Source organism: Actinocatenispora comari (genome assembly GCF_017312725.1).
GTDB lineage: Bacteria > Actinomycetota > Actinomycetes > Mycobacteriales > Micromonosporaceae > Actinocatenispora > Actinocatenispora comari.
In genome coordinates this window covers 1-25,224 of record NZ_BOPO01000004.1, presented here as the reverse complement: position 1 = coordinate 25,224, position 25,224 = coordinate 1, and the positions used below count along the sequence as shown (strand labels likewise).

Below are 25,224 nucleotides of genomic sequence, written 5' to 3'. Positions count from 1 at the left end.
GAAGCCGGGTACCGATCCCCTGGCCGGCGGTGCCGGCGTCAGGCGTCGCGCAGGCGGAACAGCAGGGCGCCGGCCAGCAGCGCCGCCGCGGCCCAGCCGGCCAGTACGGCCAGGCCCGACCACGGGCCGATGGGCAGGTCGGCGGCGCCGACGGTGACCTGCACGGCGAGCCCGGCGCTCATCGGCGCGACCTGCACCAGGTGCCGCTGCCAGTGCGGGTCGCCGACGGCGCCGGCGACCACCGGGAGCAGGTACAGCACACCCAGTACGACGCCGATCGCCGCCGCCGAGTGCCGCACCGCGACGGCGATGCCCAGGGCGAGCAGCCCGACGAGTACCAGGTAGAGCACCGAACCGCCGGCCGCCCGCAGCAGCGTGGCCCCGCCCGGCAGCGTGCTGCCGGGCAGCAGGACCCGGCCGAGCAGCAGCGAGGCGACGACCGCGACCGCTCCGGCCGCCGCGACCAGCGCGCCGAGCACGGCGGCCTTGGCCGCCAGTACCGCGCCGCGCCGGGGCGCCGCGGCCAGCGTGACCTGGATGGTGCCGGTGCCGTACTCGGTGCCGACCAGCAGCACCGCCAGCACCACGACCGCGATCTGGCCCAGCTGCACCCCGGTCAGGCTGGTCCGCACCGGATCGCCGCCGCAGCCACCGGACGGGCAGTGCGTGGCGCCGGCGACCGCGCCACCGAGCGCGACCGTGGTCAGTACGGTCCCCGCCACCAGCCAGCCGGTGCTCGCCACGGTGCGCGCCTTGGTCCACTCCGCCCGCAGCAGTCGCCACCCGTTCATGCGTCCCGCCGGCGCAGCAGCAACGTCGCCACCGCGAGCGCAACCAGCGCCCAGCCGCACAGCACCGCGAACCCCTGCCAGGGCGCGAGTGGGTAGTAGCCGTCGAGCGGGGTGTAGGCGGCGTCCACCTGCGGGTAGGCCAGCATCGTCTGCTGCACCGCGAAGCCGGCCGCCGGGCTGACCCGCAACAGCCACTCGGCCGCCGGCGCCGGCAGCACCGGCAGCACCGCGGCGAGCAGGTACGGCAGGATCAGGCCGGCCAGCACGGCGACGATCGCGCCGACCGCGTGCCGCACGATCGCGCCGACCGCGAGCGCCAGCACCGCGGCGACCGCGAGCAGTGCCGCGGTGCCCACCACGACCCGCAGCACGGTACCGGGGGGTACCGCGGCGAGCACGTTCCCGTTGGCGCGCAACAGTGTGGTACCGAGGGCGACGGCCACCGCGGCGGTGGCCAGGCCGACCAGGAACACGGCACCGCCGACCACCAGCGCCTTGGCGGCGAGTACCCGGCCGCGCCGCGGGCTGGCGAGCAGGGTCAGCCGGATCGTCCCGCGCCGGTACTCGGTGCCGATCGACGAGATCGCCACCACGGCGATCGCGACCAGCCCGGCGAAGCTGCCGAGCAGGGTGCGCTCGACCGGGGTGATCGACTCGATCGAGCTCACCGCCGGCGCGATGTCGCCCGAGCCGCGGACGGTCAGCGTGTCGCCGGCCCGGTGGTACCCGCCGGCCGCCGAGGGCAGCGGCCCGGTGTCGCCGATCCGGGTACCGGTCCAGGCCGTGCCGGCCGCGCCGCCGGTCGCCCGCACCCGGTCGAACGTGGCGGTGGCCACGGTGGCCTCCGGATGCACCGTCGACTGGGTCAGCGAGTCGGTACGCCCGAAATCGAGGGGCGTCGCGGCGAACAGCCCGACCTGCGCGGTCCGGGGCAGTCCGGCCAGCCGGGCGGTGCCGACGGTGGTCCAGCGGTGGCCGTCGGGCGACACCGCGCCGGTCAGCCGGTCGCCGGCCCGGGTCAGCCGCAGCCACCGGGGCCGTCCGGGTGACACCGTCCCGGCCGGGCCGGCGACGTCGTGGGCGAAGTCGTCCTGCAGCCGGGCGCCGTGGCCGGGCGTGACCAGCACCGCGGCGTAGCCGGCGCCGGGCCGGATGCCGTCCTTGACCATGATCCCGGCCTTCGCCCACGGCTGGCTCGCGTCCAGCGCGGTCAGCCGTACGGTGAGGCTGCCGTCGCCGGTCATCGGCCGGTGCACGAAGTAGAAGCGGTCGGTGACGTTGCGGCCGTCCGGCCCGACCGTGGCCGTGCAGGCCACCTCCCGGCCGTGCGCGTCCTGCCGGCTGCACACCGAGGCGCCGCAGATCAGCAGCCCGATCGCCGCGGTCAGCAGCGCCGCCACGGCCAGCCCGACCAGCCACGCCGGCACGCTGCGCAGCTTGGTCCACTCGGCCCACACCAGCCGCCCGAAACCGGGCCGCCGCACCCGATCCGTCCTCGCCGCCGGTCCTCCCGCGTCGTCCCGCCCCGTGGGGTCCGCCGCACGGTGTTCCGGCTCCGTCCGCGCGCTCATCGCCGCACCTCGCCGGGTCGGGCGGTCGCGTCGGCGCCGCGGTACTGGGTGGCCTCGCGGGTCAACCGCAGGTACGCGTCCTCCAGCGTGGCGCGGTGCGGAGCGAGCTGGCCCACCGGTACCGCCGCGGCGGCGAGCAGCGCGCTGACCCGCTCGGCGGCCAGCCCCGTCACGACCAGCGCGTCCGGCCCGAACGCGGCGACCGCGCCGCCGGCGCCGGTCAGCGCGGCGGTGGCCCGGTCGACGGCCGGCGTGCGCAGCACGACCCGGTCACCGGACTCGGCCGCGATCAGCTCGGCGACCGGGGCGTCGGCGAGGACCCGGCCGCGGCCGACCACGACCACGTGCTCCGCGGTGCCCTCCAGCTCGCCCATCAGGTGACTGGACACCAGCACCGTGCGGCCCTGCCCGGCCAGCGACCGCAGGAAGCCGCGCAGCCAGACGATGCCCTCCGGGTCCATCCCGTTGAACGGCTCGTCGAGCAGCAGCGCCGGTGGATCGCCCAGCAGCGCCGCCGCGATCCCGAGCCGCTGCCGCATGCCCAGCGAGTACCCGCCGGCGCGGCGCCGGGCCGCGGACCGCAACCCGACCAGGTCGAGTACCGCATCGACCCGGCTGGCCGGCAGCCCGGCGCAGCGGGCCAGCCAGAGCAGGTGGTTGCGGCCGCTGCGGGCCGGGTGCACGGCGCCGGCGTCCAGCAGCGCCCCGAGCCGCCGCAACGGATCGGGCAGGCTCCGGTACGGCCGGTCGCCGACCGTCGCCTCCCCCGCGTTCGGGTGGTCCAGGCCGAGGATCACCCGCATCGTGGTGGACTTGCCGGCGCCGTTCGGGCCGAGGAAGCCGGTCACCCGGCCCGGTTGCGCGCGGAACGACATCCCGTCCAGCGCGACGACCGACCCGTACCGTTTGCGCAGCCCGGTGACGGTGATGGCGGTCTGTTGCATCCTGCCCCTCCACTCGTGGTGTGCCTGGCACAGAGGTCTACCCGGCGGTACGTGTCAGCCCGGTGTCACCGCCGCGACACCGGCGGCCTGGCAGGCTGGCGGCGGACGGTGCGAGGAAGGTGGAGCGAGATGCGGGTGCTGGTCGTCGAGGACTTCCCGGTACTGGCCCGGGCGGTCGGCGCCGGGCTGCGCCGGGCCGGGCTGGCGGTCGACGTGGTCCTGGACGGCGCCGACGCGCTGGAACACCTGGCGGTCACCGGCTACGACGTGGTCGTCCTGGACCGGGACCTGCCCGGGGTGCCCGGCGACGAGGTGTGCCGGCAGATCCTGGCCGGCGACGCCGGTGCCCGGGTGCTGATGCTCACCGCCGCCGGTTCGGTCGCCGACCGCATCGAGGGGCTCGACCTCGGCGCCGACGACTACCTGTCGAAGCCGTTCGACCTGGGCGAGCTGGTGGCCCGGGTGCGCGCGCTCGGGCGCCGGCGTGCCGCGGCGTTGCCCCCGGTACTGGAGCGCAACGGCATCCGGCTGGACCCGAGCCGGCGCACCGCGACCCGGTCCGGCCGCCCGCTCGCGCTGACCCCGAAGGAGTTCGGCGTACTGGAGTGCCTGCTCGCCGCCGACGGCCGGCTGGTGTCCACCGAGCAGCTGCTGGAATGGGTCTGGGACGAGGCGGCGGATCCGTTCACCACCACCGTGAAGACCACGATCCGCCGGCTGCGGGCCAAGCTCGGCGAGCCGCCCGCGATCCACACCGTCCGCGAGGGCGGCTACCGGGTGGGGCGGCCGTGACACGCCGGGCCCGGCGCAGCGTGCGAACCCGGCTCACCCTGCTCTACGCGGTGCCGTTCTTCGCGGTCGGCGCCCTCCTGCTGCTGGTGCCGATGATCTCGGTCGGCGACACCGAGCCGGCCGGTACCGGCGGCGGCCGGCCCGGCATCGACCTCGACGTGCACCTGGTCTCCGTCGCGGTCGGCCTGCCGCTGGTGGCGCTGATCGCGCTGCTGCTCGGCTGGTTCGTCGCCGGCCGCTACCTGCGACCGCTGCACGCGATCACCGCCACCGCCCGGGAGATCTCCGCGACCAGCCTGGACCGGCGGCTGGCGCTGCCCGGCCGGGACGAGTTCGGCGAGCTCGCGGCGACGCTGGACGACCTGTACGGGCGGCTGCGCGCCGCGTTCGAGTCGCAGCGGCACTTCGTCGCGAACGCCTCGCACGAGCTGCGTACCCCGCTGTCGGCCGAGCGCGCGCTGCTGCAGCTGGCCCTCGACGACCCCGACGCCACGGTCGACACGCTGCGCGAGACCTGCCGGGAGCTGCTGGAGCTCAACGTGGGGCAGGAGCACCTGGTCGACGCGCTGCTCACGCTGGCCACCGGCGAGCAGGGCGTGGCGCGGGCCGAACCGGTCGACCTGGCCGAGGTCGCCGCGCGGGTGGCGTCCACCGCGACCCGCGACGCCGGTACCCGGGGGATCGTGCTGCGCACCGAACTTCGCGCCGCACCGACCCGCGGTGACCGGGCGTTGCTCGCCAGCCTGGTGAGCAACCTGGTCGACAACGCGCTGCGGTACAACCGGGCCGGCGGCCGGGTCGAGGTCGGGACCGGCCTCGACGACGCCGGCCGGGCCCGCCTGCGGGTGGCCAACACCGGTCCGGCCGTTCCGCCGGACGAGCTGCCACGGCTGTTCCGACCGTTCCAGCGGCTGGACGGCAACCGGGTGCGGCGCGGCGGGCACGGGCTCGGTCTCGCCATCGTCCGGGCCGTCACCGACGCGCACGGCGGGGAGCTGGCCCCGGTCGCCCGCCCGGACGGCGGGCTGGTGATCACGGTCACCCTCCGCGCCGACCTGGGGTCGGCGACCACCGCGCAGTGAGCACGGGCCGCCGGTCGGTGTCGGCGGCGCGATTCGGGCCGGCTGTGCCCGTGCGTCGTCGATGCCGCCCGACCTGCGAGTTCGTCCCGTGTAGCCGACCGAATCGCCGAATGTCAAGGCTTGTCCTGGGAGGCGGGGTCGACGGTACCCTCTGGACACCTTGAGCGGTCCGGGGTGTTTTCGCCGCGGCTCCGGTCGGGCTGCGGGCGGCCGGTGTGCCGCCCGTCGTCGATCGGTCCGCCGGCGCGAGCGGCCCGACCGTGGGGTCGTACCGCGGGCGGGGTCGACCCCGTCGCCAGCGCACGGGCGGGAGGTTTCGTGGGGGGAGCCAGGTTCGCCGGCATGGGGCGGTTCGGCGTGGTCTGGTCCGGCCAGGTCGTCACGCTCGTCGGGAACTCGGTGCTGCGGTTCGCGTTCGTGGTCCGCGCCTGGACCGAGGGCGGTCACGCCACCCAGGTCGTCCTGCTGTCGCTGTGCGCGATGGTGCCGCAGCTGGCGCTGAGTCCCACCGCCGGCGCCGTGGTCGACCGGCTCGCCAAACGCACCGCGCTGCAGCTCGCCGACGCCGGCGGGCTGGTCAGCGTCGGCGCGCTCGCTCTGGTGTACGCGACCGGGCACCTGAGCCTGTGGGAGATCTACCTGGCGGTGGCGCTGCTCGGCGCGTCCGCGGCGTTCCAGTACCCGGCGCTGTCGTCGGCGGTGCCGCTGCTGGTACCGAAGCGGAACCTGCAGCGGGCGAACGGGCTGCTCGCCACCGCGCGCAGCGCCGCCGACGTGTGCGGCCCGGCGCTCGCCGGCGTCCTGGTCGCCACCGCCGGCCTCGGCTGGATCCTCGCGCTGGACCTGGTCACGTTCGTGCTCGCGATCACCACGGTACGGCTGGTCGGGCTGCCCCGGACCCGGCCGGCCGACGCCGGCGCCGCGCCACGCAAGCGGCTGCTCGCCGACTCCGCCGAGGGCCTGCGGTACCTGCTGGCGCGCCCCAGCCTGCGCGGCCTGATCCTGGTGTTCTGCGTGGTCAACCTCGTGATGGTGTTCGGCTTCGCGGTCGTGCAGCCGATGGTGCTCGCCCGTACCGGCAACGACACCGCCACGCTCGCCGGGGTGCTGACCGCGATGGGTGTCGGCGGGATCGCCGGCGGCCTGCTGCTCGCCGCCTGGGGCGGGCCGCGCAACCGGGTCCGCGGGATGATGCTCGGCATCGTCGGGATGTGCCTGTCCGCGCAGCTCGCGATGTCCGCCGCGGACGGCGCGCTCGCCTGGTGCGCGGCGATCCTGGTCGGGGCGCTGCTGATGCCGCTGGTCAACGGCACCATGCAGGCGATCGTGCAGACCAAGGTCCCGCCGGACAAGCAGGGCCGGGTGTTCGGGGCCGTCGTATTCGTCTCGCAGGTGTCGATGCCGGTGGCCACGGTGCTGGCCGGCCCGCTCGCCGACCACGTCTTCGAACCGCAGGCCGCCGCCCACCGCGGGCTGGTCGGCCTGCTCGCCCCGATCGTCGGTACCGGCCGGGGCAGCGGGATGGCCGCGATGCTGTTCGTCGCCGGCCTGCTCGGTGCCGCGGCGGCGCTGATCGGCCTGGCCAGCACCGCGGTCCGCCAGCTGGACAGCCGGATACCCGACCTCGACCAGACCGCGACCCAACCCACCGGAGGCTGACGTGAGCACCAACCCCTTCGAGGACGACGACGCCAGCTACCTGGTGCTCGCCAACGACGAGGACCAGCACTCGCTGTGGCCGGCGGAGATCGCGGTACCGGACGGGTGGCGGATCGTGCTGGCCGCGAGCAGCCGCGCCGACTGCCTGGCGTACGTGGAGCGCAACTGGACCGACCTGCGGCCGGCGAGCCTGCGCCGATGACCCCCCACCCGACCTCGCCCGAGCCGGCGACCGCAGCCGAGCCCGCACCGGGAACCGCCGCCGAGCCGGTACCGACCGCGGCGAGCCGCCGGGAGTCCGTACCGGCGACCGCCGAGCGGTGCGTGCACGACCTGGTGGCGGAGCAGGCCGCGCGCCGCCCGGACGCGGTGGCGCTGGTGTCGGGCACCGAGCGGATCCGGTACGCCGAGCTCGACGACCGCGCGTCCCGGCTCGCCGCCCGGCTCACCGGCGCCGGAGTGCGCCGCGGCGAGCTGGTCGCGGTGCACCTGCCCCGGGGTACCGACCTGGTGGTGGCGCTGCTCGCCACGCTCCAGGCCGGCGCCGGCTACCTGGTCCTCGACCCGGAACTGCCCGCCGAGCGCCGCGCCGCGATGGCCGCCACCGCCCGGATCGCGGCCGTGGTCGGCCCGCCACTGTCCACATCGGACCCGGCGGTACCGGTGCTCGACGTCGGCGCGGCCGGGGCGCCGCTGCCACGCGGTGCGGTCCCGACGCGGCCCGGCGACGTGGCCTGCGTGATGTTCACCTCCGGATCGACGGGCCGGCCGAAGGGCGTCGCCGCACCGCACCGGGCCATCGTCGGCACCCTCGCCGGGCAGGACTACCTGCCGTTTCGCCCGGACACCCGGTGGCTGTCGGTCGCGCCGCCGTCCTGGGACGCGTTCGCGCTGGAACTGTGGGGCGCGCTGTGTTTCGGCGGCGTCTGCGTGCTGCATCCCGGTACCCGCGCCGATCCGCTCGTGATGGCCCGGCTGGTCGCCGAGCACCGGGTGACCGCGATGTACCTGTCGGCCAGCCTGTTCAACCTCGTCGTGGACGAGTACCCGGCGGCGCTGGCCGGGCTGCGCGAGCTCGTCGTCGGCGGCGAGCCGCTGTCCGCCCGGCACGTGCGCCGGGCCCTCGCCGCCCACCCGGACCTGGTGCTGCGCAACGGGTACGGGCCGGTCGAGGAGATGATCTTCCTGACCACCCAGGTGGTGCCGGCCGACGCCGCGGGCCCGGTGCCGATCGGCCGGCCGATCGCCGGCAAGCGGGTGCACGTGCTCGATCCGCTGCTGCGGCCGGTCGCCGACGGCGACGTCGGCGAGCTGTACGCGGCCGGCGTCGGCACCGCGCTCGGCTACCTCGCCGCGCCCGGCGCCACCGCGGAGCGGTTCGTCGCCGACCCGTACGGGCCGCCCGGCGGACGGCTGTACCGCACCGGCGACCTGGTCCGGTGGCACGCCACGGCGCCGCTGGAGTACGTGGGACGGGCGGACGCCCAGGTCAAGGTGCGCGGCTACCGGATCGAACCGGGCGAGGTGGAGGCCGCTCTGACCAGCCACCCCGCGGTACGCCGGGCCGCGGTCGTCGCCGACACCGATCACCGTGGCGAGCGCCGGCTCGTCGCCTACCTGGTACCCGACGGAACCCCGCCGAGCGCCGCCGCGCTGCGCGCGCACGTCGCGACGACGCTGCCCGACTTCATGCTCCCGGCCAGCTACGCCGTGGTCGACGAGCTGCCGCTGACCGCGTCCGGCAAGCTCGACCGGGCCGCCCTGCGCGCGCACCCTCCCACGGCGACGCCCCTCCCGTCCACCGGCCCGGCCACCGCGGGGCGGCATCCGGCCAACGAAGCCGAACGGCCCACCGTGCGCCCAGCCACCGCGATCCCGATCCCGCCTGCCGGCGCCCCGCCCATCGTGGCCCCGTCCCCGGCCGGGGTGCTCGGGACTCCTCCGGCCAGCGAGCCCGCCTCGGCGGCCGGGTACGTGCCGGCCACCGGACCCGCGTCGGACGACGAGTCCACGTCGGACGTCGAGTCCACGTCGGGCGTCGGGTCCGGGTCGGGCACCGGAACAGACCCGTACGACGGCTCCGATCGTCCCGCTGCCGGGGCGGCCACCGCCGCCGCGGTGACGGCGGCGGTGTGCGGGGTGTTCGGCGAGGTGCTGGGGATCGCGGCGGTCGGGCCGGACGACGACTTCTTCGCACTCGGCGGCGACTCGCTGTCGGTGGCGCGACTGCTGATCAGGCTCGACGCGACGCTCGGTGTCTCACCGGGGGTACGTGCCGTGTTCGAGGCGCCGACCCCGGCCGGACTGGCCGCCCGGCTGCCCGACGCCGCCGGTGCGGCGGCACCGCCCGTACCCGCGGCGTCCGGACCATCGCCCGCGCCGCCGGATGCTCCCGGCGTACCGGCCGCGGGCGAGGATGCGGCCGGTGTGCCGACCGCGCGCCCGGACGGGTCCGGGATGGCGGCCGCGCGCCCGGATGCTGCGTCGACGCGCGCGGATGCTGCGACCGCGCGCGCGGATGCGCCCGGGGGACCGACCGTACGGCGGCAGGCGCGAGGGGGGCCGACCGCGGGCCCGGACGTGGCCGGGACGGTGGCGGCGCAGCCGGACTCGGCCGGCCTGGTGCCGATGTCGGCGGCGCAGCGGCGGTTGTGGTTCCTGGACCAGGTGGACGCGGGGCTCGCCTACACGATGCCGATCCTGTTCCGGTGGCGCGGTCCGGTCGACGCCGCGGCACTGCGCGCGGCGCTGGCCGACGTGGCCGCCCGGCACGCGTCGCTGCGCACCCGGTACGTCGCGGTCGACGGCGAACCGCGCGCGCGCCTGCTGCCCGCGGTCCGGCCGGTGCTGGACGAGGTGGTGGGGGAGCAGGCCACGCTCGCCGCGGCCCGGCACCGGTTCGACCTCGCCGCGGAACCGCCGATCCGGGCCACCCTGGGTACCGACCCGGCCGATCCGGACGCGCACGCGCTGCTGCTGGTGCTGCACCACGTCGCGGTGGACGGCTGGTCGCTGCCGCCGCTGGTACGCGACCTGTCCGCGGCGTACCGGGACCGGCTCGCCGGCCGCGAACCGGATCGCACCCGCGTCCCCGCGCCCGCACCGGCGGACGGCACCGCGGGCCTCGGGTACTGGCGGGAGCGGCTGCGCGGGCTGCCGGACGGGATGGCGCTGCCCCGCCGGCCGGATCGCCCGGCGGCTCCCGGGCCGGACGCCGACACGGTGCTCCGCCGGCTGCCGGCCGGCTGCCACGCCGAGCTGACCGGGCTCGGGCGAAGGTACGGTGCGACGCTGTTCATGGTGCTGCACACCGCCCTCGCCGCGGTGCTGTCCGCCGCCGGCGCCGGCGACGACATCGTGCTCGGGGCCCCGGTTGCCGGCCGCGACGGTCCGGCGGCCGGCGACGCGGTCGGCTTCTTCGTCAACCTGCTGGTACTGCGCACCGAACTGGCCGGCGCGCCGACCGTGGCCGACCTGCTGGCCCGGGTACGCGAGGCGGACCTGGCCGCGTTCACGCACCAGGACGTCGGGTTCGACGCCGTCGTGGCCGAGCTCAACCCGCCCCGCCGGCCCGGCCACCATCCGCTGGTCGACGTGGTACTCGCGTTGCAGAACAACGACCGCGCCGTGCTCGCGCTGCCGGACGCCACCGCACCGATGGAGGTGGTCCGTACCGGGGCCGCCCGGTTCGGCCTGCTGGTCGACGTCACCGACGAGTACGGACCGGACGGTGCCCCGGCGGGCATCGCGATCACCGTGGAGTACCGCCGGGACGAGTACGACGCCGCCTTCGCGACGTGGCTCGCGGACGCGCTCACCGCGACGCTGGCGGCGCTGCCGGCCGATCCCACCGCCCGGATCGTCGCGCTGGTACCGGATCCGGCCGGCCTGCCGCCCGCCGTACCACCCCTGCCTGCTGTCCGACCGGAGGCCGGCGAGGCCTCCGCGCTCTCGTCCGGCGGGCCGGAGGGCGGCGCCGCGCCACCGTCGACCGGAGACACCGGATCCGCGCCGGCCATGCCCGCGGCCGAGCCGCACAGCACGGAGCTGGCCGGGAGGATCGCGGCGATCTGGGCGGACGTGCTGGGTCTCGACGCGGTCGGCCCGGACGACGACTTCTTCGCGCTGGGCGGCAACTCGCTGCGCGCGGTCCGGGTCGCGGCCCGCATCGCCACCGCCGAGCGGCTGCCGGCGACCGCGCAGCACCTGTTCACCGCGCCGACTGTGACCCGGCTGGCCCGGCTGCTGGCCACCCTGCCGGCGGAGCCCGCGGCGCCGATCCCGCGGCGTCCCCGGGTACCCCGGCCGGCCGCCCGAGCGAGGGAGTGAACGTGGACCTGTCCGTGATGTTCTTCGGTGCCGACGACGCGGGCGGCGGCGGCCGGCACGCCGCGAAGTACGACGAGATCCTCACCATCGCGCGGACCGCGGACGAGCTCGGCTTCACCGCCGTGTGGACGCCGGAACGGCACTTCCAGCAGGTCGGGCAGGTGTTCCCGAGCCCGCCGGTACTGTCGGCCGCGCTCGCGGTCGCGACCGAGCGGATCGCGGTGCGGGCCGGCAGCGTGGTGCTGCCGCTGCACCACCCGCTGCGGGTGGTGGAGGACTGGGCGGTCGTGGACAACCTGTCCCGCGGCCGGGTCGGCATCTCGGTGGCGACCGGCTGGCACTCGACCGACTTCGTGCTCGCCCCCGACCACTACGCCGACCGGCGCGAGCGGGCCCACCGGGACATCGGGTTGCTGCGCCGGTTGTGGGCCGGCGAGGCGGTCGAGTTCGTCGACGGTACCGGCCGGCAGACCGCGGTGGCGCCGCAGCCGGCGCCGTACTCGCCGCGCCTTCCGTTGTGGCTGACCAGTTCCGGCAACCCGGCGACGTGGGAGGCGGCCGGACGGTTGCGCACCAACGTGCTCGCCGCGACGATCGGGCAGACCCGGGACGAGCTGGCCGACAAGATCGCCCGGTACCGGGCGGCCTACGCGGCGGCGCCGGACCAGCCCGGCACCGCCGAACGGGGCACCGTGACGCTGATGGCGCACACCTACGTCGCGGCCGACGACGCCACCGCACTGTCCACAGTGGATGAACCGTTGCGCGCGTACCTGCGGTCGTACGTGGCGCAGACCGCCGCCAACCGGGCCGGCGACGGGCGGGCCGCGGCCCTCGACGACGCCCAGCTCGACCAGCTCGCCGGCTTCGCGCTCCGCCGGTACCTGAGCTGGGGCAGCCTGCTCGGCTCGCCCGACACCTGCCGGGCGACCCTGACCGACCTGGCCGAGCTGGGCTGCGACGAGGTCGCGTGCTTCGTCGACTTCGGTCTCGGCCTCGACGACGTGCTCGGCGGGCTGCGCCGCCTCGGCGCCCTCGGCAAGGAGGTGACCGCGTGACCGCCGCCCGACCGGCGCCGACCCCGGACCGCCGGGAGAGCCCGCCGGCGGCCTCCCGGCGGAGTGGCTCGGCCGCGGACCGGTTCGCCGCCCTGGACGGTACGCGCCGGGTCGAGCTGCTGCGCAAACTCGTGGCGGCACAACGGATCTCGGACATCCCGGCGGTGGTGCCGCCGCGCGATCCGGCCGAACCGGTACGACTGAGCCCGGCGCAGCGCGACCTGTGGGTGTTCGAGACGCTGTACCCGGATGCGGCGGCGCTGAACCTGTGCTGCGCGTACCACTTCGACGAGCCGGTCGAGCCGGCGCACCTGGTCGAGGCGCTGACCACGGTGTGTACCCAGCACGACGTGCTGCGGATGCGGATCGCCGGCGCGGACGAGGATCCGCGGGTCGAGTTCGCGCCGCCGGACCCGTTCCCGCTGGAGCGGGTGGAGCTGGGCGGTGTCGCGCTGGACGAGGAGCTCGCCCGGTTCAGCCGGACCCGGTTCGACCTGCGCCGGCAGGCGCCGATCCGCGGCCGGCTGATCACCGTGGACGAGCGCCGCAGCACCCTGGTCCTCGCCCTGCACCACATCGCCACCGACTGGTGGTCGTTCGACGTGCTGCACACCGAGTTCACCGCCGCGTACCGGGCGATCCGGGACGGTGCGCCGGTGCCACACCAGCGGCCGCGCTTGCAGTACGCCGACTTCGCCGGCTGGCAGGGCGAGCTGGAGCGCGCCGGGGTGTTCGACGCGCAGCTCGACCACTGGCACCGGTACCTGGCGGATCCGCCGCCGCCGCTGACGGTCGGCGGCATCGACGCGCCGGACGCCTCGTTCGACATCGAGCAGGTCGCGTTCACATTGGACGCGACGGTGGCGGCGGCGGTGCGCGCGTTCGCGCGCCGGCACGACGCCACCGTGTACGCGGTGCTGATGACCGCGTTCGCGGTGCTGGCACACCGGCTGTCCGGCGCGCCCGACCTGGTGCTCGGTACCCCGAGCGCGAACCGGTCGGCGCGCGGCCTGGCCCGCACCGTCGGGTACGTGATGAACGCGGTGCCGACCCGCTGGCGGATCGGCGAGCAGGACACGTTCGCCCGGCTGCTGGCCGCCTTCACCGCCGAGTTCCCGGCGCTGCTCGCGCACGCCGACGTACCGGTGGGCCGGATCGTCACAGCGCTCGACCCGGCCCGGGTGCCGGGCCGGTCCCCGCTGTTCCGCTGGGTGTTCATGCACCTGCCGAAGCAGGCCAGCGTCGAGGCGCTGCGCTCGATCGCCGACCCGCGGCGGGTGCACACCGGCGGCGAGCACGACCTGGTCGGCATCCTGCGCGACACCGACGACGGGATCGCCGGCACGTTCGAGATCCGTACCGACGTGTACCCGCCGGCGGTGGTGCGGGAGTGGACCGAGTCGTTCGGCGTGCTGCTGGATGCGCTGCTGGCGGCGCCGGACGCGCCGGTCGACGGGCTGGAGTGGTCGAGCCCGCGGCAGCGGCGCTGGCTCACCGACGCCGGTACCGGCCGCGCGGCACCGACCCGGCCGTCCGGCGTCGCGGCGACCACCGGAGCGGGCGAGACCGCGGCAGTGCCGGTACCGGCCGGGCCGGCGGCGCCGGCCGCGGCGACCCTGGTCGACCTGGTACGCCGGTACGCCGCCGAGACGCCGGCCGCCGTCGCGGTCGAGGACGCGACGAGGCGGCTGACCTACCGTCAGCTGATCGACCGGGTGGATCGGCTCGCGGTACGGCTGGTGGCGGCCGGTGCCGGCCCGGAGCGGCTGGTGGCGCTGGCGCTCGGCCGGTCGCTCGACGCGGTCGTGGCGCTGCTCGCGGTGCACCGCGCCGGCGCGGCGTACCTGCCGATCGAGCCGGACCACCCGGCCGACCGGATCCGGTACCTGCTCGCCGATGCCATACCCACGCTGCTGGTCACCGACGCCGCGACGGCCGCCGAACTGCCGGCCACCGACGTACCACGGCTGCTGCTCGACCCGGCCGCCGACGACCCGGCCGGGACAGCTGCCGACGACCCGGCCGCCGCGGCGGGCGATGGTCTGGCCGACCCAGGCTGCGGCGAGCCGGTCGAGGCGACGGGTGGCGGCGCGGCCGGGGCGGCCGACGGCGGGCCGGTGGCCGGGGACGCGGCCTGGGTGATGTACACCTCCGGGACGACGGGGTGGCCGAAGGGTGTCGTGGTGTCGCACGCCGGGATCGCGGCGCTGGCCGACGGGCTGGTCCGCAGCTTCGGTACCGGGCCGGCGAGCCGGGTGCTCGCCCTCGGCTCGCCGGCGTTCGACATCTCGGTCGGGGAGCTGTGCCTGGCGTTCGGTGCCGGCGCGACCCTGGTGGTACCGCCGCCGGGCCCGCTGGTCGCGGCGGACCTCGCCGCCGTGCTCGCCGAGCGGCGGATCAGCACCGTGCTGCTGCCGCCGACGATCCTGTCCGGTGTCCCGGTCACCGAGCTGCCGGAGCTGCGCACCATCGGGCTCGGCGCGGACCGCTGCCCGGCGGGGCTGGTCGCCGCGTGGTCGGCGACCGGCCGGCGGATCCTCGACGCGTACGGGCCGACCGAGGCCACCGTGGGCGCCACGATCAGCGATCCGCTGCCGGCCGACGACGAGGCGCCGCCGATCGGCCGCCCCGTCACCGGCATGCACGCCCACGTACTCGACCGGGCGCTGCGGCCGGTGCCGGTCGGCGTGCTGGGCGAGCTGTACCTGGCCGGCCCGGGCCTGGCCCGCGGCTACCTCGGCCGGCCCGGGGCCACCGCGGAGCGGTTCGTCGCCGATCCGTACCGCCCGGGTGAGCGGATGTACCGCACCGGCGACCTGGTCCGCTGGCGCGCCGACGGGCAGCTCGACTTCGTCGGCCGCGCCGACGACCAGGTCAAGATCCGCGGGGTACGGGTCGAGCCGGCCGAGATCGAGGCGGTCCTGGCCCGGCACCCGGACGTGGCGCGGGCGCTCGTCGTGCTCCGCGCGGACCGCCCCGGCGACCGCCGCCTGGTCGCCTACCTCGTCGGCCGGGACGCCGACCCGAACGCCGCCCGGGCTGCCGGTCCGGACGCTGCCGGCGCGGATGCCGTCTCCGACGTCCGCCCGGATGCCGCCCGGGGTGCCGGCCCGGATGCCGACCGGGCTGTCGGTCTGGGCGCCGGTCCGGACGCCGGGGTCGGCATCGACGTGGCCGCGGTCCGGGCGCACGCCCTCGCGGTACTGCCGGCGCAACTGGTGCCGGCCGCGCTCGTGCCGCTGCGGGCGCTGCCGGTCGGGCCGAACGGCAAGCTCGACCGCGACGCGCTGCCCGCCCCCGACACCGCGCCGCGGCCGACCGGTCGCGCCCCGGCCGGCCCGACCGAACAGACCCTGTGCGAGCTGTTCGCCGAGGTCCTCGGGGTGCCGGCGGTCGGCGTCGCAGACGGCTTCTTCGCCCTCGGCGGGGACAGCATCATGGCCATCCAGCTCGCCGGCCGGGCCCGCGCGGCCGGGCTGGAACTCAGCCCGCGGGACGTGTTCACCGCCGGTACGCCCGAGGCGCTGGCGCTGCTGGCCCGGCCCGCCGAGCCGGCGCGGGCGGTGCCGGACCCCGGCGTCGGTACCGCGCCGCCGACCCCGGTGATGCGGTGGTGGCGGGACCACACCGACGACGCCACCGCGTTCACCATGTCCGCGCTGCTGCCGGTACCGCCGGGGACCGGTGCGGCTCGGCTGGCCGCCGCGCTGCGCACGCTGCGCGCCCGGCACGGCGCGCTGCGCCTCCGGCTCGCCGACGACACCCTCACCGTGCCCCCGCCGGCGGCCGAGACGCCGCCTGGCTCGGTCGAGCCGGTGCCCGCGGAGCCGGCACGCACCCTGCCGTCCGATCCGGCCTCGTCGCCCAGCCCGCTGGGGCGGGTGGCGGGCCCGGACGATGCGGTGTTGCGACGGGTCGACGTCGCCGGCTGGGACGCCGACCGGATCCGGCACCTCGCCGTCGAGACGGCCGCGGCGACGCGGATCGACCCGGCGGCCGGCGACCCGCTGCGCGCGGTCTGGTACGACGGCGGGCCGGCCGGCGGGCAGCTGCTGCTCACCGTGCACCACCTCGCGGTGGACGGCGTCTCCTGGCGCATCCTCGCCGCCGAGTGGGCCACCCTGCTGGCCGGCGGCACCGAACCGCCGGCGCCGCCGGTCTCGTTCCGTACCTGGGCGCGGGCGCTGGCCGCGACCGACGCCGGGCCGGAACTGCCGTACTGGACGGCGAACCAGGCCACCTCCGACGCGGCGCTGCTCACCCCCGCGGCGGCCGCCCCGGCCGAGGCGTCGGCACGGCGGGCGACGCTGCACACCGAGGTGCCGGCGAGCTGGCTGCCCCGGGTACTGGCCGGCTTCCGTTGCGGCGCCGACGACGTGCTGCTGACGGCGCTGCTCGCGGCGGCGGTGCGCTGGCGCGGTTCCGGTACCGCGCTGGTGGTCGACCGCGAGGGGCACGGCCGGGACGAGCTGGCCGGGCTCGACGCGTCCGGCACGGTCGGCTGGTTCACCACCCAGTACCCGGTGCGGCTGGCGGCGGCCGACGCGGGCGACGCGTACTGGGCCGACGACACCGCGCCGGGCCGGATCCTCAAGCAGGTCAAGGAGGATCTGCGCGCGGTGCCGGCCGGCGGCCGCGGCTACGGGCTGCTGCGGTACCCGGCGTCCGGGGCGCCCCGGCTCGGCGGGCCGGTGCCGGACGTGCGGTTCAACCACCTGGGCCGGTTCGGCACGGCTGCGGTCGACCTGCTCGATGCCGGTGGCGTACCGCTGACGCATCCGGTCGAGATCGACGTGGCCACCGACGACGAGCGGATCCTCGCCACCTGGTCGTACGATCCGGGTCGGGTCGGCGAGAGCCGGATCCGGGCGCTCGCCGACCTCTGGGCCGCCGCGCTGGCCCGGCTGTCCACACAGGACGGTGGTGCCACCGCGTCGGACTTCCCGCTGGTCGCGCTGGACCAGCGGCAGGTCGAGGCGCTCGAACTCGACCTGACCGACGAACTCGATCCGGGCGACGAGGCGGACCAGCGATGGCCCGGCTGAGCGACGTCCTGCCGGTGCCGCCGGCAGCGCAGGGGCTGCTCTACCACGCGCTGCTGGCCGGCACCGGGCCGGACTTCTACCAGGTGCAGGTGCGCTTCGCGGTGGCCGCGCCGGTCGACGCCGGGCGGCTGCGCGGCGCCGTGGGCGTGCTGCTCGACCGGTACCCGAACCTGCGCTCCTGCTTCCGGCACGTGCCGCCCGGCCGGCTGGTGCAGGCGGTACCGGAACGGGTGCCGGTGCCGTGGCGGGAGATCGACGTCGGGCCGGGCGAGGTCGAGCCGCTGCTGGCCGCCGATCGGCTGCGGCACTTCGATCCGACCCGCCCACCGCTGCTGCGCGCCATGCTGCTGCGCCACCCGGACGGCTCGGCGGAGCTGGTGTTGACGCTGCACCACGTGCTCGTGGACGGCTGGTCGATGCCGATCCTCGCCGCCGAACTCGCCGCCGCCTACGCCGGCGAACCGCTGCCGCCCGCCGTCGCGTACCGGGACTACCTCGCCTGGCTGGACCGCCAGGACCGGGACACCGCGGACGCCGCCTGGCGGGCAGCGCTGCGCGGCGTCCGGCCCACCCTCCTGTGGCCCGACGGCCCGGTGACGGCAGCGGCCGAGGCGGACCGGCTGCCGGCGCTGCCGGAGACCGTCGAGGTGGAACTGCCGGCGGAACCGTTGCGCCGGCGCGCGCGGTCGGTCGGCGTCACGCTCAACACCCTGGTGCAGACCGCCTGGGCGTTGGTACTGGGCCGGACGGCCGGCACCGACGACGTCGTGTTCGGCGCCGTGGTGTCCGGCCGCCCGGCGGAGCTGCCCGGCGTCGAGCGGATGGTCGGGCTGCTGATCAACACCGTCCCGGTACGGATCCGGCTCGCCGGCAGCACCGACGCGCTGCTCCGCCGGGTACAGCGCGAACAGGCCGAACTGGCCGGCCACCACCACGTCCCGCTCGCCGAGGCGCAGCGACTGGCGGCGCCCGACCCGATCGTCCCGGAAACACCTGCGCCCCCGGCCGCACCGGCAGGTTCGCAACGCCATGCTGTCGCGGGCGGGCCGACCGCTCCGGTTCGACACGGTGGCGCGGGCGGGCCGAACGCTCCGGTTCGGCGTGCTGGCGCGGGCGGGCCGGTCGATCCGGTTCGGCGCGGGGGCGAGGGGGAGTCGGCGGGCCCGGCGGTGCGCCCTGCGTCGGTCGCGCTGTTCGACACGGTGCTGGCGTTCGAGAGCTTCCCGCAGCCGGCGCCGCCGAGCGGCGGGCCGGTGCTGGTGGAGGTACGCGACGCCACCCACTACCCGCTCACCGTGACCGTGCTCGCGGGCGACACGGTGCGGCTGCGCCTGTCGTACCGGCCGGATCGGGTGTCGGCGGACGAGGCGGCGCTGCTCGGCGCCCGGCTGCGGCAGGCTCTCGTCATACTGGCCGGGCCGCCGCTGCCGGTCGACGCGGTCGACGTGCTGCCGCCGGCGGAGCTCGCCCGCCTCGTCCCCACCCGGCACGGATCGCCGGCGACCGCTGGGGATCCGACCGCGGCGGGCGGGCGCCGGGTCGAGCCGGCTTCCGCTGGCGAGCCCCGGGGGGAGCCGGCCGCCGGTGTGTCGCGGGGCTCGGAGACCGTGCCCGACCGGGTCCGCGGCTGGGCGCGGCGTACCCCGCAGGCGGTCGCGGTGCGGGCCGGCCGGCGCGACCTCAGCTACGCCGGGCTCGTCGCGGCGGCCGACGAGCTGGCCGGAACGCTTGCCGCGCACGGGGTGTCGGACGAGGCGCCGGTCGCGGTGGTGCTGGAACGGTCCGCCGCGCTGGTCGTCGCGCAGCTCGCCGTGCTCACCGCCGGCGGCTGCTTCGTACCGCTCGACCCGGCCCAGCCGGCCGATCGGCTGCGCCGGCTCGTTGCCGACTGCGGCGCCCGCCACCTGCTCGCCGGTACCCGTCCCGGCTGGCTCCCCACCGATGTGGCCTGGCTCCCCGCCCCGTCGACCGGCGGCAGGGAGTACCCGCCGCCGGTGGTCGTGAACCCGGTTCGGGGAGCCCCGGCCTCGCCGGCAACCGTGGACCCGGCTGCGGCCGTCCTGGATTCTTCGCTGGCAGCCGCGGACCCGTGGGCGGACGTCGCAGGCGCGCCTCCGGAGACCGGGGGCTCGTCTCCGGCCGCCGCGGTCCCGCCTCGGGGAGCGGCGGGCCCGTCTTCGGGCGCCGCGGAGTCGTCCTTGGCGGCAGCGGAACCGGTTCCGGGCCTCGCCGACTCGCCTCCGGACGGCGCGGTGCCGGCTCCGGGAGCCGCGGGATCGGTTGGCGGGAACGGGATCGGGCCACTGGCGGGTGCGGGACGCGGTGCGGTGGGTTGCCCGCCGCGCGCGGAGTCGGCGGCGTACGTGATGTACACGTCGGGCTCGACCGGGGCGCCGAAGGGGGTCGTCACCACCCATCGCGACGTGGTCGCGCTCGCCGACGATCCGCTGTTCGCCGGGCCCGCGCACCGGCGGATCCTGCTGCACAGCCCGCACACCTTCGACGCCGCCACGTACGAGACGTGGGTACCGCTGCTGTCCGGTGGCACCGTGGTCGTCGCACCGCCCGGCCCGCTCGCCCCGGACCGGCTGACGGACCTGCTCGCGGACGGCGAGGTCAGCGCCCTGTGGCTGACGGCCGAGCTGTTCCGCGCTGTCGCCGAGCTGGCGCCGGAGGCGCTCGCCGGGCTGACCGAGCTGTGGGCCGGCGGTGACGTGCTCGATCCCGGCGCGGTCCGCCGGGTGCGCGCCGCCTGCCCGGACCTGACGATCGTCGACGGGTACGGGCCGACCGAGACGACCACCTTCGCCACCGCTCACCGGATCACCGGCTCGCCGGCCGGTCCGGTACCGATCGGCCGGCCGCTCGCCGGCACCCGGGCGTACCTGCTGGACCGGCGGTTGCGGCCGGTCCCGATCGGCGCCGTCGGCGAGCTGTACCTGGCCGGCACCGGGCTGGCCCGGGGCTACCTGGGGCAGCCGGCGCGCACCGCGGAGCGGTTCGTCGCCGACCCGTTCGTGCCGGGCGAGCGGATGTACCGGACCGGCGACCTGGCGCGCCGCGATCCGGCCGGTGACCTGCACTTCGTCGGCCGGGGCGACGCGCAGGTCAAGGTCCGCGGGCACCGGATCGAACCGGCCGAGGTGGAGGCGGTACTGGCCGGCGCGCCCGGGGTCTCCCGGGTCGCCGTCACCACCCGAGCCGATCCCGCCGGAGGGCTGGCCCTGGTCGCCCTGGTCGTCGGCACCGCGGACCGCGAGGTGGTCCGCGGCTACGCCGCCGCGCGGTTGCCCCGGCACCTGTGCCCGGACCGGTACGTGCGGGTCGACGCGCTGCCCTGCACCCCGCACGGCAAGCTCGACCGCCCCCGCCTGCCCGACCTCGCCGCCGCCACCCCGAGCCCGACCCCCAGGCTCTCGACTCCCGCGCCACCGGCGCCGAGGCCACCTGCGCCCGTTGCCTCGACGTCCCAGTCCCCGGGGCCCGTGCCGCTGGTCGCTGGGCCGGGCGCGTGCGTGGCCACGGCGCGCAGCGAGGCCGCCGGCGCCGATCCGGGCGGCCGGGTGGCCACGGTGTGCGGGCTGTTCGCGGCGGTACTGGGGGTGCCCGCGGTCGGGCCGGCCGACGGGTTCTTCGACCTCGGCGGGCACTCGCTGGCCGCGATGCGGCTGGTCGCCGCGATCGAGGCCGAACTGTCGATCCGGCTCCCGGTCGAGGCGGTGTTCGCCGCGCCGACGCCGGCGCTGCTCGCCGCGCGACTCGACCGGGCGGTACCGGATCTCGGCTTCGCGCCGCTGCTGACGTTGCGCGGCACCGGAACGGGCACGCCGCTGTTCTGCGTGCACCCCGGGATGGGCGTCGGCTGGACCTACGCCGCGCTGCTGCCGCACCTGCCGGCCGACCGCCCGGTGTACGCGCTGCAGGCGCCGGCGCTGTCCGGCGGGCCGCTGCCGGAGGGCATCGAGACGATGGCCGACGCGTACCTGGAGCGGATCGCCGCGGTGCGCCCGCACGGGCCGTACCGGCTGGTCGGCCGGTCGTTCGGCGGCCTGCTCGGGTACGAGCTCGGGCGGCGGTTGCGGGCCGCCGGCGAGCGGGTCGAGCTGGTGGCGGTGCTGGACACCGCGCCGCGGTCCGGGCCGGTCGAACCGCTGGACCGCGACCCGGTCGAGCAGGAGACGCTGCGGATCCTGCTGCGCAGCGGCCTGGCACCGGTACCCGCCGGCCGGCTCGACCTCGACGAGGTGCTGGACACCGTGCGCGCCGCCGACGGCCCGCTGTACCGGTGGCCGCGCCGCGCGCTGGCCCGTACCGCCGCGCTGTGCGCCCGGCACATCGAGCTCGCCCAGGCGTACCGGCCGGGCGGCTACGACGGGCCGGTGACGCTGGTGTCCGCGACCGGCGACCGGGGCGCGCCGACGACCGCGGCGAAGGCGGCGGCCTGGCGCCGGGTGGCACCCGACCTGCGGGTGTCCGAACTGGACTGCGGGCACGGCGAGATGCTGCGGGCGCGGTACGCCGCCCGGATCGTCGCCGCGCTCGAACCCCGTCGGGAGGAGACCTGATGGCCGAGTACACGTTCCCGGTGTCGTCGGAGCAGGAGCGGCTGCTGGTGCTGGACCGGATGCATCCGGGCAGCGTGCAGTACCACGTGCCGGTGGCGTTCCGGGTGTCCGGGCCGCTCGACATGGCGGCGCTGCGCCGGGCGTTCGCCGAGGTGGTGGCCCGGCACGAGGCGCTGCGTACGACGTTTCGGCCCGACGCCGGCGGCTACGTCCAGATCGTCACCGACCCCACCAGCCCCGACCCCGACCCCGCCGGCCCGGGCCCGGTCGACGGATCCGGTGGTGCGGCGGCCTGCACCGGGGGCGCGGCCGGCGGAGTCGGGGAGGCGTTCGGGGTCGTGGATCCGGTGTCGCCGGAGCGGCTCGGCGCGGTACTGGCGGAGCTGGCGGCCCGGCCGTTCGACCTGGCGCGCGGCCCGCTGCTGCGGTGCGCGGTGCTGCCGCTGACCGGCGGTGACCACGTCGTGCTGCTCACCGCGCACCACATCGTCTGCGACGGCTGGTCGTTCGCGGTGCTGCTGACCGACCTGGCTGCCGCGTACCGGGCGCCGGGATCGCTGCTGCCGCCGGACATCCAGTACCCGGACTACGCCGCGTGGCAGCGCGACCGGCTGGCCGACGGAGGGTACGGGCCGGCCGTCGAGCACTGGCGGCGGACGCTGCACGGGGCGCCGCAGACGCTGGCGTTGCCGACCGACCGGCCCCGCCCGCCGGTACAGTCCACCGACGCCGAGTCGCTCGTGTTCGTCCTCGACGCGGGCACCCGGGAGCGGCTCGCCGCGGTCGCGGCCCGGTACGCGGCGACGCCGTTCATGGTGCTGTTCGGCGCGTTCGCGGTGTTCCTGCGGCGGATCTGCGGGCAGACCGACCTGGTCGTCGGGATACCGGTGGCCGGCCGGGACCGGCCGGAGACGCAGGACCTGGTCGGGATGCTCGCCAACACGCTCGCGGTCCGGTTCGACCTCGCCGGCGAGCCGGCGTTCGGCGACGTCGTCGCGCGGGTACGCGACGACCTGCGGGCCGGCCGGCCGTACCAGGACGCGCCGTTCGGCGCCGTGGTCGACGCGGTCGCGCCCGGTCGGGCGCTCAGCCACGACCCGCTGGTGCAGGTCGCCTTCTCGTACGACGACGACACCGAGTCGCGGCTGGAGCTGGCCGGCGCGGTGACCGAACGGATCGACGTACCGCTGGATGCCGCCAAGTTCGACCTGCTGCTGCACCTGGAACGGCACGACGGGGAACTCGTCGCCCGGCTGGTGCACCGTACCGACCTGTTCGACACCGGGACCGTCCGGTGCTGGGCCGACGCGTTCCGGGTGCTGCTCGCCGCGCTGCTGGCCGAGCCGGACACCGCGATCACCGCCGCGCCGCTGCTCGCCGCCGCCGACGTCGACCGGGCGCTGGCCGCGGTCAACCCGGACCCGCCGGTCGAGGCCGGGCCGCGGCTGGTGCCGGACCTGATCGGCGGGCGCGCCGCGGAACGGCCCGACGCGGTGGCGCTGGTCTGCGGCGACACGGTGCTGACGTACCGGCAGCTGCTGGCCCGCGCGGACCGGATCGCCGCCCGGCTCACCGCCGCCGGCGTCGGCCCGGAGGTGCCGGTGGGGGTGTGCCTGCCACGGTCGGCGGACATGGCGATCGCCGCGCTCGCGGTGGTCCGGGCCGGCGGCGCCTACCTGCCGCTCGACCCCGAGCAGCCGGCCGTGCGGCTGCGGGCGCTGCTCGCCGACGCCCGGGCCCACCTGGTGCTGACCGCGCCCGGCTACCCGGCCGACCTCGGCGTACCGGTCGGCACGCTGGCCGGCGACCGGATCGAGGTACCGGCGGTCGCGCCCGGCCCGGGTGGCCCGGTGACCCCGGAAACCCTGGCGTACCTGCTGTTCACGTCCGGCTCGACCGGCACCCCGAAGGCGGTCGCGGTGCCGCACCGGGCGCTCGCCAACCTCGCCCTCGCGGTACGGCCCGGTTTTCCCGTCACCGCCGCCGACCGGGTGCTGCAGTACGTGTCGTTCGGGTTCGACGTGGCGGTCTCCGACCTGTTCTTCGCCTGGACCGCCGGCGCCGAGCTGCACGTCGCCACCGAGGACGAACGGCTCGGCGACGCGCTGTACGAGCGGCTGCGCGACTCGCACATCAGCTACGTCTTCCTGCCGCCCGCCGCCGGCATGTCGCTGCCGGTACGGCCGCTGCCCGAGCTGCGCACGCTCGCCGTCGGCGGCGAACCCTGCCCGCCGGAGCTGGTCGACCGGTGGGGCACCGACGGGCGCCGCATCCTCGACGCGTACGGCCCGAGCGAGTGCACCGTCTACGCGACCACCGCGGTGCTGCACCCCGGCGAGCCGGTGCGGATCGGCCGGCCGGTACCGAACGTGCGCGCCACGGTGCTCGACGAGCGGCTGCGGCCGGTCCCGGTCGGCGTCACCGGCGAGATCTACCTGTCCGGCGCCAGCCTCGCCCGCGGCTACGCGCACCGGCCGGGGCTGACCGCCGAACGGTTCGTCGCCGACCCGTACGGCCCGCCCGGCGGCCGGATGTATCGCACCGGCGACCTCGGCCGGTACGACCACGACGGCGTGCTGTCCTACCTCGGCCGGGACGACGCGCAGGTCAAGGTGCGCGGCTTCCGGGTCGAGCTCGGCGAGATCGAGACGGTACTGGCGGCGCATCCCGCCGTCACCGCCGCCGCCGCGACCGTGGTCGGCGACGCGCTGGACCGGCGGCTCGCCGCGTACGTGGTCGGTGACGAGGTACCCGGCCCGGTCGAGCTGCGCGGTTGGCTCGCCGAACGGCTGCCCGGCTACCTGGTGCCCGACACGGTGACCCGGCTCGACGCGCTGCCGACCGGCCGCTCCGGCAAGCTCGACCGCGCGGCGCTGCCCGCCCCGCCGGCGGAACGGCCCGAGCTGGCGCAGCCGTACGCGGCGGCGTCGACCCCGACCGAGCGGCGGATCGCGGACGTGTGGTCCCGGGTGCTCGGGCTAACCCGGATCGGCGTGCACGACACGTTCTTCGACCTGGGCGGCAACTCGATCCGGCTGCTCGCCGTGCTCACCGCGCTGCGCGAGCAGGATCCCGGCGTACCGGGCGAGCTGGTCGACCTGTTCCGGCACCCCACCGTCGCCACCCTCGCCGCGCACCTCGACCGGCAGGCCGCCGTGGCCGGCGATCCCGACCCCGGCGCCGGGGCCGGGGAGGTTGTCGGAGCCGGCGGTGGCGCCGGGAGCGCGGCCACCGACGCCAGCGACGCCAGTGACGCGGCGCCGGACACCCTGCTCGACGACGCGGCCCACCGGGGCCGGGACCGCCGCGCCCGACTGGCCGCGGCCCGTACCGGGAAAGGAATGCGATGACCGAGACCGCGGTGGCGATCGTCGGCGTGGCCGGGAGG

At 76.9% G+C, this 25,224-nt stretch carries 12 protein-coding genes; 9 read left to right on the top strand and 3 right to left on the bottom strand.

Going from position 1 to position 25,224, the window contains the following annotated elements; all coding sequences use genetic code 11:
- Positions 1-38: 38 nt before the first annotated feature.
- Genes NUM_RS01890 through NUM_RS01880 form a run of 3 tightly spaced genes read right to left on the bottom strand, consistent with a single transcriptional unit; the run spans position 39 to position 3,306 of the window.
- The gene (locus NUM_RS01890; RefSeq protein ID WP_207122765.1) at positions 39-791 is read right to left on the bottom strand and encodes an ABC transporter permease subunit; all 753 of its coding nucleotides are present in this window, start codon (positions 789-791) and stop codon (positions 39-41) included.
- Positions 788-2,362 carry an ABC transporter permease subunit gene (locus NUM_RS01885; protein WP_207122764.1) on the bottom strand — a complete coding sequence of 525 codons (1,575 nt, stop codon included), beginning with the start codon at positions 2,360-2,362 and terminating at the stop codon, positions 788-790. The genes NUM_RS01890 and NUM_RS01885 overlap by 4 nt, the downstream gene beginning before the upstream one ends.
- Positions 2,359-3,306, bottom strand: coding sequence for an ATP-binding cassette domain-containing protein (locus NUM_RS01880; RefSeq protein ID WP_207122763.1), 948 nt, complete (start codon positions 3,304-3,306; stop codon positions 2,359-2,361). Before NUM_RS01880 ends, NUM_RS01885 begins: the two co-directional genes overlap by 4 nt.
- 129 nt (positions 3,307-3,435) lie before the next feature.
- Between NUM_RS01880 and NUM_RS01875 the strand changes: the two genes are divergently transcribed.
- From NUM_RS01875 to NUM_RS01835, 9 genes are all read left to right on the top strand, one after another.
- Positions 3,436-4,098 carry a response regulator transcription factor gene (locus NUM_RS01875; RefSeq protein WP_207122762.1) on the top strand — a complete coding sequence of 221 codons (663 nt, stop codon included), beginning with the start codon at positions 3,436-3,438 and terminating at the stop codon, positions 4,096-4,098.
- Positions 4,095-5,180 (top strand): sensor histidine kinase, encoded by a 1,086-nt coding sequence (locus tag NUM_RS01870; RefSeq protein WP_225918267.1) that lies wholly within the window; start codon positions 4,095-4,097, stop codon positions 5,178-5,180. The genes NUM_RS01875 and NUM_RS01870 overlap by 4 nt, the downstream gene beginning before the upstream one ends.
- A 318-nt stretch (positions 5,181-5,498) precedes the next feature.
- Entirely contained in the window at positions 5,499-6,839 is a 1,341-nt protein-coding gene (locus NUM_RS01865; protein ID WP_207122761.1) for an MFS transporter, read from the top strand.
- A 1-nt stretch (position 6,840) separates the two neighbouring features.
- The gene (locus NUM_RS01860) at positions 6,841-7,041 is read left to right on the top strand and encodes an MbtH family protein (protein WP_207122760.1); all 201 of its coding nucleotides are present in this window, start codon (positions 6,841-6,843) and stop codon (positions 7,039-7,041) included.
- Positions 7,038-11,168, top strand: a complete 4,131-nt coding sequence (locus NUM_RS01855; RefSeq protein ID WP_207122759.1) for a non-ribosomal peptide synthetase — start codon at positions 7,038-7,040, stop codon at positions 11,166-11,168. The genes NUM_RS01860 and NUM_RS01855 overlap by 4 nt, the downstream gene beginning before the upstream one ends.
- Before the next feature lie 2 nt (positions 11,169-11,170).
- Entirely contained in the window at positions 11,171-12,226 is a 1,056-nt protein-coding gene (locus tag NUM_RS01850; RefSeq protein ID WP_207122758.1) for a MupA/Atu3671 family FMN-dependent luciferase-like monooxygenase, read from the top strand.
- On the top strand, positions 12,223-17,271 hold the full coding sequence (locus NUM_RS01845) for a non-ribosomal peptide synthetase (protein WP_207122757.1): 5,049 nt from the start codon (positions 12,223-12,225) through the stop codon (positions 17,269-17,271). The genes NUM_RS01850 and NUM_RS01845 overlap by 4 nt, the downstream gene beginning before the upstream one ends.
- Positions 17,259-21,836, top strand: coding sequence for a non-ribosomal peptide synthetase (locus tag NUM_RS01840; protein ID WP_207122756.1), 4,578 nt, complete (start codon positions 17,259-17,261; stop codon positions 21,834-21,836). The genes NUM_RS01845 and NUM_RS01840 overlap by 13 nt, the downstream gene beginning before the upstream one ends.
- Positions 21,836-25,186, top strand: coding sequence for a non-ribosomal peptide synthetase (locus NUM_RS01835; protein ID WP_207122755.1), 3,351 nt, complete (start codon positions 21,836-21,838; stop codon positions 25,184-25,186). The genes NUM_RS01840 and NUM_RS01835 overlap by 1 nt, the downstream gene beginning before the upstream one ends.
- Positions 25,187-25,224 lie beyond the last annotated feature (38 nt).

Excerpts from the sequence above, each read along its gene's own strand:
- NUM_RS01890 (WP_207122765.1), bottom strand. The coding sequence starts at position 791 with ATGAACGGGTGGCGACTGCTGCGGGCGGAGTGGACCAAGGCGCGCACC.
- NUM_RS01885 (WP_207122764.1), bottom strand. The coding sequence starts at position 2,362 with ATGAGCGCGCGGACGGAGCCGGAACACCGTGCGGCGGACCCCACGGGG.
- NUM_RS01880 (WP_207122763.1), bottom strand. The coding sequence starts at position 3,306 with ATGCAACAGACCGCCATCACCGTCACCGGGCTGCGCAAACGGTACGGG.
- NUM_RS01875 (WP_207122762.1), top strand. The coding sequence starts at position 3,436 with ATGCGGGTGCTGGTCGTCGAGGACTTCCCGGTACTGGCCCGGGCGGTC.
- NUM_RS01855 (WP_207122759.1), top strand. The coding sequence starts at position 7,038 with ATGACCCCCCACCCGACCTCGCCCGAGCCGGCGACCGCAGCCGAGCCC.
- NUM_RS01840 (WP_207122756.1), top strand. The coding sequence starts at position 17,259 with ATGGCCCGGCTGAGCGACGTCCTGCCGGTGCCGCCGGCAGCGCAGGGG.
- NUM_RS01835 (WP_207122755.1), top strand. The coding sequence starts at position 21,836 with ATGGCCGAGTACACGTTCCCGGTGTCGTCGGAGCAGGAGCGGCTGCTG.